This window comes from Klebsiella sp. GW_Kp181, assembly GCF_040062315.1.
Lineage (GTDB): Bacteria > Pseudomonadota > Gammaproteobacteria > Enterobacterales > Enterobacteriaceae > Klebsiella > Klebsiella oxytoca.
On record NZ_JBEAFR010000086.1, the window covers coordinates 33912 to 51685 of the forward strand.

Here is a 17774-nt window from a genome sequence, read left to right on the forward strand (position 1 = left end):
CACTATTCGGACTCACCAAAACCAGCAGCAAAGGCAGATTTTAATTCATCCATGCAGGCCAGTTCATCCTGTCCATCACAAATGAGGTCAATCATCGTATTTCCTTTTACACCGGCACCCAGAATGCTCATCATTCCTTTAATGGGGATTTCTTTGTCATTATTAACCAGTATCAATGAAGACTGGTACTTTTTGACGATCCGGGCCAGGCTTGCGGCGGGTCGGGCATGTAATCCGGTACTGTTCATGACGCGTACTTTTTGTCTAATCATGTCCGATCCTTAACACGCCTTGTGAAATGCAGGGTGCAGTTTATTCATCATCTGAATTTTAGAATACACATCATCTTCAACCGCCTGTTTTGCATTTGCCATTACGCGAGCAAGATTAGCCTCGTTATTATTGTTCACCCAGGCTTTTCCGACTGTAGTAATAAAGGCTTTGCGCAAATCACTCGCAATATTAACCTTTGCCACTTTATAATTAACAAAGCTACGAAGAATCTCTTCATCAATACCAGAGCCGCCGTGGATAACCAGGGGGACCGGGCAAACGGAAGCAATGCGTTGCAGTAGCGGGATATCGATGCGTGGGATATCTTCCAGTCCGTGGACATTGCCGATTGACACTGCCAGCATGTCACACCCTGTTTCTTCAACGAAGCGCTGGACTTTCTCGGGTTCGGTTTTGCAGTCAGCCTCGCTAACGTGATCGTCTTCTTTACCCAGAATAGCGCCAAGTTCCGCTTCAACGGGTACGCCAAATGATTTACAGAAATCAACCGCCTCTCTTGTAAAAGCAATATTTTCTTCAAACGGTAAAGCCGCGCCATCAATCATTACTGAGGTAAACCCGGCTCTTACCGCCTGCTTAACATCTGCCAGGGTTTTACCATGGTCCAGATGCAGGCTCACCGGGACATCCATTTTGTCAGCATACCGTTTAACAATTTCGTAAATGTAATCGTAACCGGAAAGCTGCGCATTAGTTGGCGCAATCTGAATAAAATTAGGTAACCCCGAGCGTTCTATTGCATTAAGAATAGAAATTGTCGTCTCCAGGTTTGTTGTATTAAATGCACCAGCCAGCACATGCTTTTCCTGAATGCAATTGAGCAGGATCCTACCATTAACTAAAGGCATATTAACTCCAGATATCTATATTGAAAGTGTAAAGAAATTATCGAACTACTGAGCTATTACCCTCCTCACCAATAAATACTCCTTCCTGCATTAATTTAAATCGGTAAAAGGCTAGCCATTGCTGCTGATATTTTTGCAACTTCTCCGACCGTATTACGTCAGGAATATAGCGCCCGGCCACAGGAACAGAGGGAGGGTCAATCTCCGGGCAGGCTATCAATAATGCCCCAACGGATACGGCTTCATCAAAAGCAATGGCCTCAATGGGGCATTGAAGGATGTCAGCCTTCAACTGGAGCCAGTACGGGTTTCTCACCGCAGGGCCTATTACTTTTACACTCCTGCCAGCCTGGATGTTAAAGCACTCATAACAGAGAGAAAACTCCATCGTCAGACCGATAAAGACACTCTCAAGCAGAGTCGCTGGCGAAAGTGAATCCGTCAGACCAAAAATCAGACCGCGCGTGTGCCGATTTTTATTTGGCGAACCAGACCCCCGCAAATGAGGAATGAACACGGGAATGTCTTCGGCAGACCAGGAAGGCTGGACATAGCGCTCGCGTGCTTTTTCCAGACCTGTTTGAATTTCCTCATCCGTCAAACGAAACGTTTTTCTCACCCATTCAAGCGCATAACCGCCAACAGGAAGTGATGCAAAAAGCGTGAAAAATTCAGCATCGGAATAACAGCCGTTTGCCAGTTTATCCCTCCGTGACTGGTCACTGAGTGTTGGCTGAGTATCCAGCAGCAAAATACCCTCTGTCGTCCCGGTTGAATTCAACACCTCACCGGGTTGCATCTGTAATGCCCGGGCTCCGACCATATGATCGTGTCCCGCAATCGTGATTTTGACTTCATGAGAGAACCCAAGCTCTTGTCTGAGCGTGGCGGTCATCCAACCCGCGACTTCACCCGGCTTTATCAATGGTGCCAGCGCATCAAATGGTATACCGAGGATCCCGGCAGCTTTACGAGACCAGGTCTGTCGACTGACATCCAGGCACAACGTTCTGCTAGCCATTGAGACTTCCGTCTTTTTCTCACCCGTCATTCTCCACAGCAGTACTTCAGGTGCATGTAACCAGCAAATATCTCTTCGTTCATGTAATGAGTAGTTATCAAGCAACCATTTCATTTTGAAGGCTGAATAATTGCTGTGAGGCGGAAGTCCTGTAATAGCGTACAGCTCTTCAGCCTCTGATTTGCTTAACGAAGACAGATAAGATTCACCACGACGATCGTACCAGGCCAGCATCGGGGTAAGAATGTCACCGTGCTCATCAACGAAAACACCAGACTCACCGAAACTCGCAATACTGATATCTTTCACCGGTAAAGGTGCAGAAGCTACCAGTTCAGCCATTACCTGCCGCAGGGCCTGCCACAGCGCTTCGATATCGAAATCTACCCCGCCTTTCTCCGACGCCCTGGTAGGTGTAGGAAATTTGCGGACATCCAAAACTGACGCGTCATGACAGGAATAACAGCTGACTTTGCAGTTAGTTGTGCCAATATCGATGACAAGCGCGGCGCGGTAATCAGGCATAGACAGTTCCTTTTGTCAGACGAAAGATAGCGTAAATAATCAGAGCAATTACCGGGACCAGCCCAATAGCAATCATATTTCCGTTAAATATCTCAAGCAGCCAGTAACGGAAAGGGTTGCCACCATCCAGGAAGCTTGATACCTGACCACTTGAGCCTTCGGCCATTTTGAAATTAACGTCTTTAGCCATACCGGTAATAAATGGCGCAATTTTAGTCGCAATCCACAGGTCGGCGATGATCACCGGAATCGCGGTAATCACTGCCCGGAAAATATTACCTCGACAAGCCAGGACAATCATTGAAGCCATGACAGCCAGATTTGCCAGATCGCCAAGCGGCAAGACTTTATTGCCGGGAAGGAGAAATGCAATAAAGACAGAGATGGGGGTCAGGATCAGGGCCGTGGAGATAATAGCTGGATTACCGACTGCTACTGCGATATCCAGACCAATAAAGAGATCATCGCGACCGGGGTATTTTGCATTCAGATATTTCTTGATAGCCTCTGACAGCGGTAATAAACCTTCCATCAAGATACGGACCATGCGCGGGAGAATAAACATAACGCCACCAATGCTGATACCCAGCAGCAGGATATGTTTAAAATCGTAACCGGCAATAATACCCAGCAAGATACCCAGAATTGTCCCCACCATCATCGGTTCACCAAAGATTCCGAGCCTTTTCTGCACACTTTCCGGATCGATATGAATACGGTTAAGACCAGGGATTTTGTCGATAATTTTGTCAAACAATAGCCCAATCGGGAAGAAGACGACAGATGACAGAGTGGGAAGCGAAATGCCTTCCAGACCAAAGTACTTAGCGACTAATGGCGCTGACCAGTCCGCAACTTTGAGCACGACTATCGCAGCAATAGCAGCGGCAGAGAGCCCTAACACAAAACTCCCCGTGCTGTAGTAAACCAGCGTTCCGGCAAGAGCAAAATGCCAGTAGTTCCACATGTCAACATCGACAGTGCGTGTCTTGTTCAGAGCCAACATGGCGACGTTAATGAGCATAGTCAGCGGGATAACAAAGGGAGCGATCGGCGAACCCCATGTAATCGCAGCCAGCGGTGGCCAGCCTAAATCGACCACTGGAAGACTGATACCGGTACGCTCAACCATTGCCTGCGCAGCCGGACCCACATTGCTGGTGAGAATGTCAAAGATGGCATAAATCCCGACAAAACCAATTCCGACAATTAACGATGAACGAAGTGCTTTTGCTGGTTTTACCTTAAAGAACAATGCCAGGAAGAACAGCACCAGCGGTAATAAAACCGTAGGGCCAAACCCCAGGACATATTGCACAACGGTATAGAGGGTGTGTGCTATATCATTCATATCCGACCTCTTGATTCAGATGTAACCAGACCTCGCGTTAGCGCCTGGATAATTTATCTTGTTTTATATTTATGAAATCAGGCCTGGCCTTTAAGAATTGAAATTATTTTTTCCAGCACTTTATCCTCACCTATTCCGGTAATAATTGGCAGACCACTAACAACCGGGATATCCAGTTCATAAGGCACTTTTGTTGTTGATACCACTAAAGCTGCACCATCAGTATTATTTGGGAGAGAGGCGACATTAGTTTGTGAGTAATTAACATCAAGCCCATTCTCTTTACAATATTCCATTACCTTTTCTGCCACGGCTGTGGAAGTAGCAACACCCGTTGCACAAACAAACAGTATCATTTGACTCATAACTCACCTCTTTCAGATAATCGTATGTAAATTGATTGATAAATTTCATCATCATTCATGACCAGCAACTGCTGCATAAAATCCCCATCCTGGATGACATCCATAATCCAGCCCAGGATATTGAGCTGCTTGTTGCTTTCACCTAATGCAAGCATGAATACTACCCTGACTGGAACAGGTTCTGGCTCTCCGCCCATATCTTCGAAATTGACGCATTCTGCCAATATCCCAATACTGATCGCATTCTGACGAACATGTTGGTGATCGGTATGGGGAATAGCGACACCCACAGGTTCAACAGCCAGACCTGTTGGAAAACTTTTTTCCCGCTCAATAACGTGATCGGCAAAATCAGACACGACCATACCATCGTTAATGAGTGGACTGGCGAGAGTCCTGATAATGTCCTGTTGGCTGACCTCCTTTGGAAGGTGTCGCACGTAATGACGACGAAAATTAATATCCTGCATAATTCCCTCTTTACTAGTTAGCATCCCGGCGCTGCAATATGGTGCCAAGATAATATTTATTGCCTTTTAGCCAGACGTTTCCAAACTCAACGGGCAATCCTCTGGAGAAAAACACTAACTGTTCTAAATGTAAAACAGGCGCATCTTCACCAATATCCAGAAAATGTCCTCGTTCATTACCAATGAGTCTGGCAGCGTAACGACTTTCAGAGAAACTTATTTTCTTTTGAGATAATCGCTCAATCGTTGGAAATAAATTTTCCCTGGTAAAATCCACATCCACAATACCGGGACAAAGCTCAATGTTGATACGATTTTCAATCAACATCACTTTTTCATCACCAATAGAGCGAAGGCGTTCAAGAAACAGAATATCCTGCCCCGGGTGAATTCCGAGCTTTTCAGCCACGAAACGATTGGCTGGTTCCAGCCGGGAAGTAATAACGCTGGTGGTGAAGTTTATTTTCTGGCTTGCCAGGGCTTCTGCAAAAGAGAGCAAACCTTCACCCAGCGGATAAGCAACATTTTCCTTTTTCACAAAGGTGCCTTTACCCTGAACTTGCACAAGGACACCTTCTCTTACCAGTTGGTCCACCGCTTTCTTAACGGTACCGCGACTCACCTCAAGCATATCCATGATTTGAAACTCTGAAGGTATGCGGTCATCCTCAACAAGTTCCCCGCTATAGATACTTTCTCTTATCCACTCCACAACCTGCTGATAAAGCGGAATTTGTGAACTTTTTATTAATGTTTTCATGGTGCGCACCTGAACATTTAGAGTTGTCCATGGACAATCATGGACAACTTCGAGTTTATGATAGGGATTTTTTAGATGGGAGGTATGGCAGAGAGTCACAATTTTGGAGCTCTAATCAGGATCATTTTTATGTGATGAACATCACATAAAGTCCGTTATCTGGCCATTGAAGTCGATAATGCGTTAGCGATCGCTGGGTAAATTTAAGTCCAGGGTGGTGAAAGCTGCTGCGGACCAGGAGTGGAGGTTAACGATGTTCAATGCATCAATTCTGAGACTGAACATCCTGGTCAGCTACACTTATTGCTGTTTATCGTCCAGAGCAGAAACATCCTACTCTATTAAAGGGATAGGTTTGGTCTTTAGCATTTTCATCAATAACACACATGGCCCTTTAATGATGCAAGTGATACTTGTTCGACACGCGGAAACCGAGTGGAATGTGAGAGAGATTCTACAAGGACAGAGCGATAGCGCATTGACCTCCCGGGGGAAACGCCAGACATCAGCTTTACTCGCGGCGTTTGCAGCGTGTGATTACCGGGTAGAATGTGTCTACGCTTCTCCGCTTGGTCGTGCCTGGCAAATGGGACAGAGCCTGGCTGAAAGCTTTTGTTGCTCACTGATAGCTGAGCCTGCCCTGAAAGAACAAGCATTTGGTCAATTCGAAGGCATGGCAACAGCGCAGCTCCTGAAGCACAGCCCGGACGCTGCAGAAGCGTTATTCAAACTTGATGCCGAGTATTGTCCGCCCGGAGGCGAGTCTCTCTCATATGCCTCTCAGCGTATGATGCATTTTTTATACGCTCTGGAAAAAAATCGCCATCATCAAACGATATGCATTGTGTCGCACGGACATGTCATTCAGGGCGTTCTTTCGATTCTCCAAAGTGGAACTGTCGATGATTTCCCGCGGTATGCGCAACCCAACGCGAGTTACTCGGTTTTCGACCTGATTGATGGACGATGTGCCGCCCTTAGATGGGGAATTGCAACGCATTTACGGCTACTGGATTAGTTTTTATCTTTCAATCATTCACAGCTATCCTGCCAGCGCCATCATGATTTAATCACAACATCCGCTCTGTGCCAGAAGCGGGCATCAAAGAAAAGCGAAAAAGAGCTCCGTAAACCGCGTTGCTCACCGTTTTAAAGGCCTTTTTTAGTGAGCCATGTGAATACAAGTTGGGCCAGTTCATCCGGTTTTTCCAGAGGAATCATATGCCCACAGCCGTCAACATAATCCGCACAGGTGCCGGTTAGCCTGGCCAACTCTTCTGCCTCATCTTTTGAACGCAGCCGGTCATGTTTAGCAGCAATAACGTATGCAGGGCATGAAACTGGTTTTAACGTTATTCGCTCACGGTTTAGCCCTGACTGGACTCTGAACGCATTTGCTCCCAGCCTCTTTCCCATGTTCCGGATTTTCTCAATGATGGTGATATTATCGGCGAGATCCTCATGAATCGATTTCTTAATTGCTATTGTGCTCAGTCCACGGAATTCTCTGGAGGAAGGAGTACTCGCAGCCACTACACGTGTTTTGTTTTGTTCTGCCGAATCTTCTCTGAGAGAAGTGGCAATAAGGATCATAGCCGCTGTCCGTTCCGGAATAGCTTCATAAATAGCTCTGGCTACGTAGCCACCCAGTGAAAAACCGACCAGGACAAAACGCTCAGGTAGTTTCTGGGCTATACTGGCGGCTATATCCTGGATTGTTGTTCCCTCATTCAGGCTAGCAGGTATAAAGGGCCTGCTGTCGGGAAATGCCGCGATAAAATCGTCCCACAACGTTTCATCAAGCATAAATCCTGGAATAAGTACAACAGGAAGGTTCTCTGCGTTCTTCGATGAGCTCATTTCCTGACTGTGGCTCCATTGCTATGGTTTCTGAATCGATAAACATAGCCCATTTCGGATCATGAATAAATTATCATCTCGCCAAAGTCCGTTCCTTGCTTTTAGCAGACCAGACAGCCAACTGGACTGGTCGCACTGAGCCTGAAGCGGACGTTTACCTTTATCCCAGAAGGTAGGCTCCAGTTAGTGGCAAGGGCTTTTATGATAACGTTCCGGCATCAACATTTAATTTCAGTTGGGTACTTCTGGCCCGAACAACCACCAACTTAATAAGAGCCTTATGTCCGCTCCTCGCTCATAGAGAACATTCTGCCCTCTTTTCCAGTCCTGCGTGTGCCAGACCTACCTCAGCAGGCGACGCCGCTCAGGCAACGTCAACCATCATCTGGCTGAAAATACCGTCTTTCAGGCACGTAAGATTGCCCCCTTCCCCATCCATCCTGTTGACTTATTCTGTAAAAAGATTACTTTTCAGGACATGAAGAAAATACTCATTATTGTCCCCGATGGCGGCATGCTATTTGAATCCGCCGGTATTGCCGACATTCTGATGCAGGCTAACCGCCTGCATCCGGAAGGCGCCAGTGAGATCGGTTACCAGGTACGGCTAGCGACGACTCAACCGCATCAGGTGATCCATGGTCAGTCCGGTTTAAATTTGCTGGCCGATCATCGCCTGCATGAGATAGACCCTCGCGAGCCCCTCGATACGATCATCATTACCGGTAGAGGTCAAAACCCGCAGGAAGGGATTGCGGTGGTTGACTGGCTGCGCCTTGCCGCTCCCCATGCCCGCCGCATTGCCTCCATTTGCGGCGGTGCGATGCTGCTGGCGCAAACCGGGCTGCTGGACGGCAGACGGGCCACTACCCACTGGAAGCTGCTGGAAACCATGCAGGCGGAATTCCCGCTGGTCCGCGTCGAGGGCGGTCCGCTCTATATTCAGGACGAACATATCTGGACCTCTGGCGGGGTCAGTTCCGGCTTTGATCTTACGCTGGCGCTGGTTGAAGAAGATTACGGCTTCAGCCTGGCGCGCGATATCGCCCAGGACTTCGTCATGTATCTGCGTCGCCCCGGAGGCCAGCTGCAGTTTAGCCGCTACAACCTTCAGCAGACTACCACCCTGGGCCCGATTAACGATTTGCTGGCATGGTTGCTCGAAAATCTCTCCGCCGACCTCAGCGTGGATAAGCTGGCGGAAAAAGTCGCCATGAGTCCGCGAAATTTCACCCGCGTGTTTACCCGGGAAACCGGCGCTTCGCCGGCGCGTTACGTCGCGGAAGCTCGTCTGGCCGCTGCCCGGCAGCGTCTGGAGCAGACCAGCGACACGCTGGAGCGTATCGCCGAACAAACGGGATTTGGCAGTAGCATTAACCTTCGACGGCTGTTTGAAAAACAGCTTCATCTCACGCCCGGCGAATATCGCCAGCGGTTTCACAGCCGCAGAATGGCGTAAAGTGATCCTTTTTTGTCATTTACGCCATCAAACGCCCGGCCTACATTGACTCCAGAGCCAATCAATAAGGAGTGGATTATGGTTAAGGTCGGTATTAACGGTTTTGGTCGTATCGGACGCAACGTACTGCGTGCTGCACTGGGCAATCCGGATATTGAAATTGTGGCAATTAACGATCTGACAGACAGTAAGACGCTGGCGCATCTACTGAAATACGACTCGCTGCTCGGTAAATTCGACGCCGACGTCACCGCCAGCGAGGGGCAGCTTGTTGTTGATGGTAAGCCCATTACCGTGTTCAGCGAACGCGATCCGGCAAATATCCCGTGGCGTCAGCGTGAAGTCGATATCGTGATTGAAGCCACAGGCTTCTTCACCGAGCGCGACAAGGCGGCGGTGCATATCCACAGCGGTGGCGCGAAGCGCGTGATTATCTCCGCCCCCGGTAAAAACGATGATTTAACCATCGTGATGGGCGTTAACGATGGCCTCTACTCCCCGGATAAGCACTACGTGGTCAGTAACGGTAGCTGCACCACCAACGGTCTGGCGCCTGCCGCCCAGGTTCTGCACCAGCATTTTGGGATCAAGCATGGCCTGATGAACACGACCCACGCTTATACCAACAGCCAGGCGCTGCACGACCAGCCGGAAAAAGATCTGCGTGGCGCCCGCGCCGCTGCGCTGTCGATCGTACCGTACTCCAGCGGTGCCGCGAAGGCGCTGGGCAAAGTTATTCCTGCGCTGGAGGGCCGCCTGACGGGATATTCGCTGCGCGTCCCCGTTCCGGTGGTATCCATTGTCGACCTGACCGTCACGCTTGAGCGAGATGTGACAAGCGAAGAGGTGAATAATGCCTTTCGCGAAGCCGCCGCGACGGGGCCACTGAAAGGTATCCTCGGCTATAGCGATGAACCGCTGGTCTCCAGCGACTACCGGGGCGACCCGCGCTCGTCGATTATCGACGGTCTGTCAACGCTGGTGATTGGCGGCAATATGGTCAAAATTCTGGCGTGGTACGACAACGAATGGGGATTCTCTAATCGCCTCGTCGACCTGGCGCTGATGATGGCAGGGCGTGAACGCTAATTCACTGCGGGTGTGATTGATAGTGAACATCATGGAGAGATTCAGGTGACGCGCAGCAGGCTCCGCTGAGCGCCTGATAAAAAGCATAAATGCCCTCAAAGGGCATTTATGCTTTAGCGGTAATGTGCGCAAGGTCAGTATTTTCTTAACAACTATTCCTGCGGGGCCGGAAAATCGTTAGTGCACAAATAACGCGATCAAAATAATGATTGGGATAGGCACGCCCAGAAAGAAAAGCAATATTGAACGCATAGGTTCCTCCTGAATAATGAGTGTTAGAAATTATAAGTCACGCTGACGGCCGCCATAGGTTGCACAGAGGCTGGCAACGAATGCGCCGATTAACAGAGAAATAAATGACCACAGGGTAACGTAGCTCGTGGCTTTTCTGGCAGCATCTGCGGCCTGCTGTGCTTTATTTTTTGCCTCTTTCAAATTGGCCTGCGCTTTATCATAAACAGCCTGAACCCGCTGCTCGGCCTCTTGCTGACTGATGCCGGTATTCTGCGAAACTAACTGCGCTACATAAGTCAGATCTTCCTGCGGAAGCGCGCCAGTATAAATGCTGTTAGCAAAAATACCCGTAACCTCTGCTAATTGCGCTGGAGATTCGGCCTTTGGCGGTACGGGCTGATTCATTGCCATCGCGTCATTGCCTGATGTATTAGCCGGAAGTCCGCCGTTATCTGCCGGAGCGGAAGCGGTCGACCGGAACAGCGAGCGGGTAAAATATTCCATCGATGACTTCGACAGCACGGAAGATTCGTCTCCCGCGTTACTCATCGCGGTTGCCGTCGCGCCCCCGGCAACGGAGCCAATCACTTTTGCGCTGCCGCCGATGAGTGAGCTGACAGTGGTGGTCAAAAGCACAGCCGATACCAGCAATGCAACGGCCCAGGTCAGAAAACCATGCGCTGTATCGCGAAAATAGATTTCATTGGTATGAGTATCAACCCATTTGGTGCGCAAACGCCCGGCCAGATATCCCCCCATTCCTGACGCCACAATTTGGGTAAACGTCAGCCAGGCAATGGCGACAATACCCACGGTACCTGCTGCCAGACCGTGATTTTCCCAAGGAGAAATGGACGTCAGGCCTAAGCCTGCGCCAAGCATAAGCAGCATCAACGCCAGCGAAGCCGCTGCGGCTGCGCCTGCAAATATAGCTCCCCATGATACCGCGCTCGCGCTATTTACCCCGCCGACAGGCAAAGGTCTGGCTGTTTCCTGATTACTAATATTGGTAGATTCGTAGATATGCGTCATTTACGTTGTCCTTTGAAATAACTTTTTAACCCCGAACTCGTTATGCACAAACGTCCAGGGCAGAAGTTTACCTGCCAGACTTATGGCAATATCGAACTGAGTAATTATCGTCAGCAGCTATCATTCACCGCTGCAATTTCGGGCGATAGACAAAAGCCAATCATCTAAATTAATACGAATGAACAGTGTATGAATTTAATCAACAATTTGATTTTAGTAGAGGATTCCATTTTAACCATTTTTTCTCGCCAAAAATATTAGCGGGCAAGCGTAACCACCTGTAAATAATGAGAATATTAATGCAGATGCATTATTGGTGGAAATATCCTTGATGGGTACATAGTGCCCAGCCTCGCTAGAATAATCTTATTTTTGCTACAGTCATTGACTGAATACTGATGTGTATTAGAAGTGCCGTAGATTTAAAGTTTGCAATATCGAATATTTTATACGTCAGCGTTCAAACCGTATAAATTACCTGACTGCTGCGCTGTTTGCGGGCCAGGGGACCACCGGGGACTATTCGTTTTTCGCTTATTACCTGCGGCATCTTTGCTCCCATGCTAAACCTTGCCCCCTCCCCTAAACTGATCATCCTGCCCTTCACCGATACATTTTTACGCGCTCTGGCATAACTTTGCGGTAAAGCACAGGGATACCGGAAACTCTTTTTTACGCGCCAGGTCAATCGTTGATGACTTCAAAAAAAATACCGTATTTGGTATATTGTTGTTTATTGATTACTCACCTCTGCGGTGCCAAAAAGAACAAGATTCACCGCAACCCAGGACAAGAAAATGTTAGATTACCGCTTCCCGACAGCTTTGCAGATGGTCCTCAGCGTAGCGATGGCGGAGCAATCGGGCGAACGCTCGACGAGTGCAATTCTGGCCTACGGTCTGAAAGCCAATCCGAGCTTTATCCGCAAATTGATGGTTCCGCTCACGCGTGACGGTATCATCGTCTCAACGCTTGGCCGCAACGGCTCTATCCATCTTGGTCGCCCGGCGGAAGAGATTACCCTGCGCGATATCTACGTATCCGTCATCGAAGATAAAAAGCTGTGGGCGTCACGTCCCGACATCCCTGCCCGCTGCGTGGTGAGCGCCAACGCGTGCTGGTACTTCAAATCTATCGCCGATGAAGCAGAGCAGGCTTCGTTAGAGGTTTTAGCTCGCCATACCGTGGCCAGTGCGCTGGAAGAAGTCAAAAAAGCCGACACCAGCGGCTGCGATCCGGTTCCTGAAATCTGTACCCAGCACAATAAATCGCACTAATCCGTTTCTTATGGCAAAAAACCGCCTTCACAGGGAAAGCGGTTTTTATTCATCACTGCGGCAGCCTGTCCTACGCAGGCATCACGTCCTTCACCGCTTTACCGCGCGTCACGAATAGACGCAGCGTCACGTAAAACACCGGCGTCAGAAACAGGCCAAACAGCGTGACCCCCAGCATACCGGAAAACACCGTGATCCCGGTGACGCCGCGCACTTCCGCGCCTGCGCCGTGGCCGAGTATCAGCGGAATCGTCCCGGCAATAAAGGCGATGGAGGTCATCACGATCGGGCGCAAACGCAGGCGACATGCTTCCAGCGCCGCTTCCATAATCCCTTTTCCCTGGAGCTCCAGCTCGCGGGCAAACTCGACGATCAGAATCGCATTTTTACAGGCCAGCCCCATCAGCACCACCAGCCCCACCTGCACGAATACGTTATTATCGCCGCCGGTCAGCCAGACGCCAAACAGCGCAGAGAGTAAGGTCATCGGTACGATAAGGATCACCGCCAGCGGTAGCGTCCAGCTTTCATACAGCGCCGCCAGCACGAGGAAAGCCAGCAGCACCGCCACAGGGAAGACGATCAACGCCGTATTGCCTTGAGTCGCCTGCTGGAAGCTCAGATCCGTCCATTCGATATTCATGCCGTTCGGCAGTATCTGCTGCGACATCGCCTCCAGCTGCGCCATCGCCTGCGAGGATGAGAGTACGCGCGGATCGGCATCGCCAATCAGATCCGCCGCCGGATAGCCATTGTAGCGAATCACCGGGTCCGGCCCATAGGTGGTACGGATATTCACCATACTGCCGATCGGTACCATTTCGCCCTGACTATTCCGGGTACGCAAATTGGCAATATCTTCCACGCTTTCGCGGAACGGCCCGTCGGCTTGCGCCATCACCCGCCAGGTCCGCCCGAACTGGTTAAAATCATTGACGTAAGACGATCCCAGATAGGTTTGTAGCGTACCGAACAGATCGGTCAGCGACACGCCCTGGGCTTTGGCCTTATCGCGATCGACCTGCACATCCAGCTGCGGAACGTTAGCCTGGTAGGTTGAGATGGGGAAATGCATCCCCGGCGTCTGCATAATGGTACCGGACATCGCGTTCACCGCGTTTTGCAGCGCGCCATAGCCAAGACCGGCGCGGTCCTGAATATAGAGCGAATAGCCGGACCCCTGGCCCAGTCCTAAAATCGGCGGCGGTAAAATAGAGAAGCCAAAGCCCTGCTGGATTTGCGCAATTTTTGCGTTGATCTCAGCGTTAATTTCCGCCGCCGTATGTTGACGCTGGTCGAACGGCTTCAGGCCAAAAAAGACCGTCCCGGTATTCGGCGTATTAGTGAACTGCAGCGCGTTAAGACCGGGAAACGCCACCGCATAATCCACGCCTTCGGTATTCATTCCGATTTCGCTCATTTTGCGGATCACCGCATCGGTGCGCGCCAGCGAAGAGCCTTCCGGCATTTTCACGCCGCCAATCAAATAGAGCTTATCCTGGGTGGGAATAAACCCGCCAGGGACGGCTTTAAACATGACGCCGGCGGCGCAAAGCAACAGCAGATAGACCACAAAAACCGCCCCGCGGCGCCCGAGCGTTTTCCCCACCAGCCCTTGATAGCCGTTCGAACTGCGGTGGAAAAAGCGGTTAAATGGACGGAAAATCCAGCCGAACAGACGATCGATAAGCCGGGTCGGGAAGTCTTTCGGCGCTCCGTGCGGCTTAAGCAGCAGAGCGGCCAGCGCCGGAGAGAGGGTCAGCGAGTTGATGGCGGAGATCACCGTGGAAATCGCAATCGTCACCGCAAACTGTTTGTAGAACTGACCGGTGACCCCGGAGAGGAACGCCATCGGCACGAACACCGCGCACAGCACCAGCGCAATAGCGATAATCGGCCCGGAAACTTCACGCATCGCCTGATGCGCTGCGGCAAGCGGAGCCAATCCTTCTTCGATATTTCGCTCAACGTTTTCCACCACCACGATGGCGTCATCCACCACGATCCCAATAGCCAGCACCAAACCGAACAAACTGAGGGTATTTAGCGAAAAGCCTAACAGATAGAGGATGCTGAACGTCCCCACCACCGAGACCGGCACCGCGATCAGCGGAATAATCGACGCGCGCCAGGTTTGCAGGAACAGGATCACCACCAGCACGACCAGCACCACCGCTTCCAGCAGCGTTTGCACGACCGCGCGAATGGAATCGCGAACGAAAACCGTCGGATCGTAAGGGGCCGCCCATTGCATATCCTGCGGAAAACGCTTCGCCAGCTCGTCCATTTTAGCGCGCACCGCGTTGGACAGATCGATAGCGTTGGCCCCCGGAGACTGGAAGATACCAATCCCAACCGCGTCTTTATTATTCAGCTGGGAGCGCAGCGCATAGCTACCGGAGCCCATTTCAATACGCGCCACATCGCGCAGGCGGACCAGCGAGCCGTCCTGCGCCGTTTTCAGGATAATATTGCCAAACTCTTCTTCGGTATGCAGGCGCCCCTGGGCGTTAATGGAGATTAAGAAGTCGCTCTCTTGCGGCAGCGGCTCGGCGCCCAATTGCCCGGCGGAAACCTGGACGTTTTGCTCCTGCATCGCCGTCACCACATCCGAGGCGGTCAACCCGCGCGCCGCTACCTTGTCGGGATCGAGCCAGACGCGCATCGCGTATTCGCCCGAGCCAAAAATCTGAATCTGCCCGACGCCGGGCAGTCGCGCCAGCTCATCCTTCACTTTAAGCGTGGCATAGTTGCGCATATACAAGGAATCGTATTTACCGCCGGGCGAAAACAGATGTACCACCAGCGTCAGGGTCGGCGACTGTTTCTGCGTGGTGATGCCTAAACGCCGCACATCTTCCGGCAGACGAGCCTCGGCCTGCGAGACCCGGTTTTGCACCTGAACCTGCGCCTGATCGGGATCGGTACCCGGGCGGAAGGTAACGGTAGTCACCAGTACGCCGTCAGAGCCGGCGACGGATTTCATGTACATCATGTTTTCAACGCCGTTGATCGCCTCTTCCAGCGGCGTCGCCACGGTCTCAGCAATCACTTTCGGGTTGGCGCCGGGATACTCCGCGCGCACCTGCACGCTGGGCGGTACGACGTCAGGATATTCGCTGATCGGCAGCAGCGGAATGGCGATTAATCCGGTGATAAAAATCAGAATCGACAGCACCGCGGCGAAGATCGGCCTGTCGATAAAAAAGCGGGAAAAGTCCATGGGTCGGATTCTCAGATAGGGGATCAGTTAAGGGCGGCGCGGGTGGTCATGGCGACGGTTTTCGCGTTAACCGGCATCCCCGGCATAAACACTTTTTGTAACCCATCGACGATGACTCTATCGCCCGGATTCAGGCCTTTCTGCACGATGCGTAAACCGGCGGCCAGGCGTCCCGGCGTGATGTCGCGACGCTGCGCTTTCCCATCTTTATCAACCACATAAACATATTTGCGATCCTGATCGGTCAGCACCGCTTTATCGTCGATTAGCGTGGCGTTAAATTCGGCGCTGCCCGGCAGGCGGACGCGGGCAAACAGTCCAGGCGTGAACTGACGCTGGGCATTATCCAGCAGCGCACGCATACGGATCGTGCCGGTGCTCGGCGTTAACTGATTATCCAGAAAATCCACTTTGCCCTGATGGGGATATCCCTCTTCGCCAACCAGGCCAATTTCTACCGGTAGCGCCAGATGATTACTGGACGCGCCCTGCCCGCTGCGGGCGAGATGTTGATAGTGAAGGTAAGTGGACTCATCCACGTCAAAGTAGACGTAAACCGTCTTCTGCGATACCAGCGTGGTAAGTACGCTGGCGCTGTCGCCGGCGGTGACCAGGTTCCCGCTGGTGATCAACGCGCGGCTGGCGCGGCCATCGATAGGCGCGGTCACTTTAGTAAAGTCCAGATTAAGCTGCGCGGCGTCAACCGCCGCCTGCGCCGCGCGAATATCAGCCTGCGCCTGGGTGGCCGCCGCACGGCGCTGCTCCCACTCTTCGCGGGAGACCAGGTTGGTATTGATTAATTTATCGGTGCGGTTAGCCTCGCTTCGCGCCAGGCTAGCCTGCGTTTTGGCTCTCGCCAGCGTCGCCTGCGCTTGCTCCAGCGCGGCGCGATAGGTACGGTCATCAATGGTGAACAGCACCTCCCCCTTTTTCACTTCCTGGCCATCGACGTAGTTCACTTTATCAATGTAGCCGGAAACGCGGGGGCGAAGCTGGACGCTTTCCACCGCTTCAATCCGCCCATTAAAGCTGTCCCACTGGCTAATGGATTTCACAACCACGTCAGCGGCGCTCACCACAGGCGCTTGCGGCGCGGCGTTTTGCGCGGCCCCCTCATCGCACCCGACAAGGAGCGCGGAGAGGAGTATCGCGCCCAGCGCAGTCAGATGAACGTTACCCCAGTTTTTTTGCAGGCTCATTATTTTTATTCCGATATGGGTAGCCGCCGGGCAAGACGCAGCGGGAGACGCCGCGCCACTTCCTTTGTCCGGACAGGCTTTAGGCTATTTGTGTCGGTCATCGCCACAAAAATGTAACAGTTGCGAATACACTATTCGCGGCGATTGTAGGAAGGCGCTTAATTTAGTGCAAGAATAATTGTTGCACTTTATGTGCTATTCCCGACTTTGAGAAATGGCGCAATACTGACAGGGTTTTAAATGCAACAATAAAACTTGCAATTAGTCTAAAAGCGTTCCATTTTTAAATGCAACAAACACAAATACTTTTTGCTAAGCTGTGCGAGGGGAACCGGATGAACACTGGCGCATTCATTCACGATTTACTCGACTGGATCGACAACAATCTTGATAGCCGCCTGGATATTGAGACCGTCGCCAGGCGCGCCGGTTATTCGAAATGGCACCTGCAGCGGATATTCAAAGAGCATACCGGTTATCCTCTCGGCGAGTATATTCGCGCGCAAAAGCTGCAAAAATCGGTCGAGCGCTTAGCCCACAGTGATGAACCGATTTTGAACGTGGCGATCGCCCTCGGCTTTGACTCCCAGCAGTCCTTCAACCGCAGCTTCAAGCGTCAGTTCGGCCAGGCGCCCGGCGCATGGCGACGAAGCATCGGCAGCGCGGAGACACAGCGATGATGCCAGCCATCATCGCCCTTCTCGGTATAAATTTACGCTTACAGCGTAAACCTGCGGCAAAGGTAGCTTAGGCCAGATGTATGCAGG

General features: G+C 51.3%; 16 protein-coding genes. 5 read left to right on the forward strand and 11 right to left on the reverse strand.

Going from position 1 to position 17774, the window contains the following annotated elements:
• Nucleotides 1–2: 2 nt before the first annotated feature.
• The 7 genes from ABLV11_RS26015 to ABLV11_RS26045 form a co-directional block, all read right to left on the reverse strand.
• A complete protein-coding gene (locus ABLV11_RS26015) occupies nt 3–272 on the reverse strand; it encodes an HPr family phosphocarrier protein (protein WP_126489057.1) in 270 nt (89 codons plus the stop codon).
• Between the two features lie 9 nt (nt 273–281).
• Nucleotides 282–1142, reverse strand: a complete 861-nt coding sequence (locus tag ABLV11_RS26020) for a class II aldolase (RefSeq protein ID WP_049593183.1) — start codon at nt 1140–1142, stop codon at nt 282–284.
• A gap of 37 nt (nt 1143–1179) precedes the next feature.
• Nucleotides 1180–2688 carry an FGGY-family carbohydrate kinase gene (locus ABLV11_RS26025; RefSeq protein ID WP_049593184.1) on the reverse strand — a complete coding sequence of 503 codons (1509 nt, stop codon included), beginning with the start codon at nt 2686–2688 and terminating at the stop codon, nt 1180–1182.
• Nucleotides 2681–4039, reverse strand: coding sequence for a PTS galactitol transporter subunit IIC (locus ABLV11_RS26030; RefSeq protein ID WP_004101663.1), 1359 nt, complete (start codon nt 4037–4039; stop codon nt 2681–2683). Before ABLV11_RS26030 ends, ABLV11_RS26025 begins: the two co-directional genes overlap by 8 nt.
• Nucleotides 4040–4116: 77 nt before the next feature.
• Nucleotides 4117–4404 carry a PTS sugar transporter subunit IIB gene (locus ABLV11_RS26035; RefSeq protein WP_004101661.1) on the reverse strand — a complete coding sequence of 96 codons (288 nt, stop codon included), beginning with the start codon at nt 4402–4404 and terminating at the stop codon, nt 4117–4119.
• A complete protein-coding gene (locus tag ABLV11_RS26040; RefSeq protein ID WP_004101659.1) occupies nt 4401–4874 on the reverse strand; it encodes a PTS sugar transporter subunit IIA in 474 nt (157 codons plus the stop codon). Before ABLV11_RS26040 ends, ABLV11_RS26035 begins: the two co-directional genes overlap by 4 nt.
• Nucleotides 4875–4887: 13 nt before the next feature.
• On the reverse strand, nt 4888–5634 hold the full coding sequence (locus ABLV11_RS26045) for a GntR family transcriptional regulator (RefSeq protein ID WP_004101657.1): 747 nt from the start codon (nt 5632–5634) through the stop codon (nt 4888–4890).
• A gap of 397 nt (nt 5635–6031) precedes the next feature.
• Here ABLV11_RS26045 and ABLV11_RS26050 point away from each other — a divergent pair, with 397 nt between their 5' ends.
• Nucleotides 6032–6652 carry a histidine phosphatase family protein gene (locus ABLV11_RS26050; protein ID WP_126489719.1) on the forward strand — a complete coding sequence of 207 codons (621 nt, stop codon included), beginning with the start codon at nt 6032–6034 and terminating at the stop codon, nt 6650–6652.
• A gap of 131 nt (nt 6653–6783) precedes the next feature.
• On the opposite strand, the gene ABLV11_RS26055 is transcribed toward ABLV11_RS26050, so the two are convergent.
• Entirely contained in the window at nt 6784–7494 is a 711-nt protein-coding gene (locus tag ABLV11_RS26055; protein WP_105890326.1) for an alpha/beta hydrolase, read from the reverse strand.
• 478 nt (nt 7495–7972) lie between these two features.
• Here ABLV11_RS26055 and ABLV11_RS26060 point away from each other — a divergent pair, with 478 nt between their 5' ends.
• The gene (locus tag ABLV11_RS26060; RefSeq protein ID WP_126489056.1) at nt 7973–8953 is read left to right on the forward strand and encodes a helix-turn-helix domain-containing protein; all 981 of its coding nucleotides are present in this window, start codon (nt 7973–7975) and stop codon (nt 8951–8953) included.
• A gap of 78 nt (nt 8954–9031) precedes the next feature.
• Nucleotides 9032–10042, forward strand: a complete 1011-nt coding sequence (gene gap / locus ABLV11_RS26065; RefSeq protein WP_126489055.1) for a type I glyceraldehyde-3-phosphate dehydrogenase — start codon at nt 9032–9034, stop codon at nt 10040–10042.
• 282 nt (nt 10043–10324) lie between these two features.
• On the opposite strand, the gene ABLV11_RS26070 is transcribed toward gap, so the two are convergent.
• Nucleotides 10325–11308 carry a hypothetical protein gene (locus tag ABLV11_RS26070; RefSeq protein ID WP_070557537.1) on the reverse strand — a complete coding sequence of 328 codons (984 nt, stop codon included), beginning with the start codon at nt 11306–11308 and terminating at the stop codon, nt 10325–10327.
• 797 nt (nt 11309–12105) lie between these two features.
• On the opposite strand from ABLV11_RS26070, the gene ABLV11_RS26075 reads away from it, so the two are divergent.
• Entirely contained in the window at nt 12106–12585 is a 480-nt protein-coding gene (locus ABLV11_RS26075; RefSeq protein WP_023329623.1) for an Rrf2 family transcriptional regulator, read from the forward strand.
• Between the two features lie 70 nt (nt 12586–12655).
• Here the strand turns inward: ABLV11_RS26075 and oqxB are convergent, their stop codons facing one another.
• The gene (gene oqxB / locus ABLV11_RS26080; protein ID WP_126489054.1) at nt 12656–15808 is read right to left on the reverse strand and encodes a multidrug efflux RND transporter permease subunit OqxB; all 3153 of its coding nucleotides are present in this window, start codon (nt 15806–15808) and stop codon (nt 12656–12658) included.
• A 23-nt stretch (nt 15809–15831) separates the two neighbouring features.
• Complete coding sequence (locus ABLV11_RS26085) at nt 15832–17007, reverse strand: efflux RND transporter periplasmic adaptor subunit (RefSeq protein ID WP_126489053.1); 1176 nt, start codon at nt 17005–17007, stop codon at nt 15832–15834.
• A gap of 335 nt (nt 17008–17342) precedes the next feature.
• Between ABLV11_RS26085 and ABLV11_RS26090 the strand changes: the two genes are divergently transcribed.
• Complete coding sequence (locus ABLV11_RS26090; protein WP_004112641.1) at nt 17343–17687, forward strand: helix-turn-helix domain-containing protein; 345 nt, start codon at nt 17343–17345, stop codon at nt 17685–17687.
• Nucleotides 17688–17774: the final 87 nt, after the last annotated feature.

Excerpts from the sequence above, each read along its gene's own strand:
- ABLV11_RS26015 (WP_126489057.1), bottom strand. The coding sequence starts at position 272 with ATGATTAGACAAAAAGTACGCGTCATGAACAGTACCGGATTACATGCC.
- ABLV11_RS26020 (WP_049593183.1), bottom strand. The coding sequence starts at position 1,142 with ATGCCTTTAGTTAATGGTAGGATCCTGCTCAATTGCATTCAGGAAAAG.
- ABLV11_RS26025 (WP_049593184.1), bottom strand. The coding sequence starts at position 2,688 with ATGCCTGATTACCGCGCCGCGCTTGTCATCGATATTGGCACAACTAAC.
- ABLV11_RS26030 (WP_004101663.1), bottom strand. The coding sequence starts at position 4,039 with ATGAATGATATAGCACACACCCTCTATACCGTTGTGCAATATGTCCTG.
- ABLV11_RS26035 (WP_004101661.1), bottom strand. The coding sequence starts at position 4,404 with ATGAGTCAAATGATACTGTTTGTTTGTGCAACGGGTGTTGCTACTTCC.
- ABLV11_RS26040 (WP_004101659.1), bottom strand. The coding sequence starts at position 4,874 with ATGCAGGATATTAATTTTCGTCGTCATTACGTGCGACACCTTCCAAAG.
- ABLV11_RS26045 (WP_004101657.1), bottom strand. The coding sequence starts at position 5,634 with ATGAAAACATTAATAAAAAGTTCACAAATTCCGCTTTATCAGCAGGTT.
- ABLV11_RS26050 (WP_126489719.1), top strand. The coding sequence starts at position 6,032 with ATGATGCAAGTGATACTTGTTCGACACGCGGAAACCGAGTGGAATGTG.
- ABLV11_RS26055 (WP_105890326.1), bottom strand. The coding sequence starts at position 7,494 with ATGAGCTCATCGAAGAACGCAGAGAACCTTCCTGTTGTACTTATTCCA.
- ABLV11_RS26060 (WP_126489056.1), top strand. The coding sequence starts at position 7,973 with ATGAAGAAAATACTCATTATTGTCCCCGATGGCGGCATGCTATTTGAA.
- gap (WP_126489055.1), top strand. The coding sequence starts at position 9,032 with ATGGTTAAGGTCGGTATTAACGGTTTTGGTCGTATCGGACGCAACGTA.
- ABLV11_RS26070 (WP_070557537.1), bottom strand. The coding sequence starts at position 11,308 with ATGACGCATATCTACGAATCTACCAATATTAGTAATCAGGAAACAGCC.
- ABLV11_RS26075 (WP_023329623.1), top strand. The coding sequence starts at position 12,106 with ATGTTAGATTACCGCTTCCCGACAGCTTTGCAGATGGTCCTCAGCGTA.
- oqxB (WP_126489054.1), bottom strand. The coding sequence starts at position 15,808 with ATGGACTTTTCCCGCTTTTTTATCGACAGGCCGATCTTCGCCGCGGTG.
- ABLV11_RS26085 (WP_126489053.1), bottom strand. The coding sequence starts at position 17,007 with ATGAGCCTGCAAAAAAACTGGGGTAACGTTCATCTGACTGCGCTGGGC.
- ABLV11_RS26090 (WP_004112641.1), top strand. The coding sequence starts at position 17,343 with ATGAACACTGGCGCATTCATTCACGATTTACTCGACTGGATCGACAAC.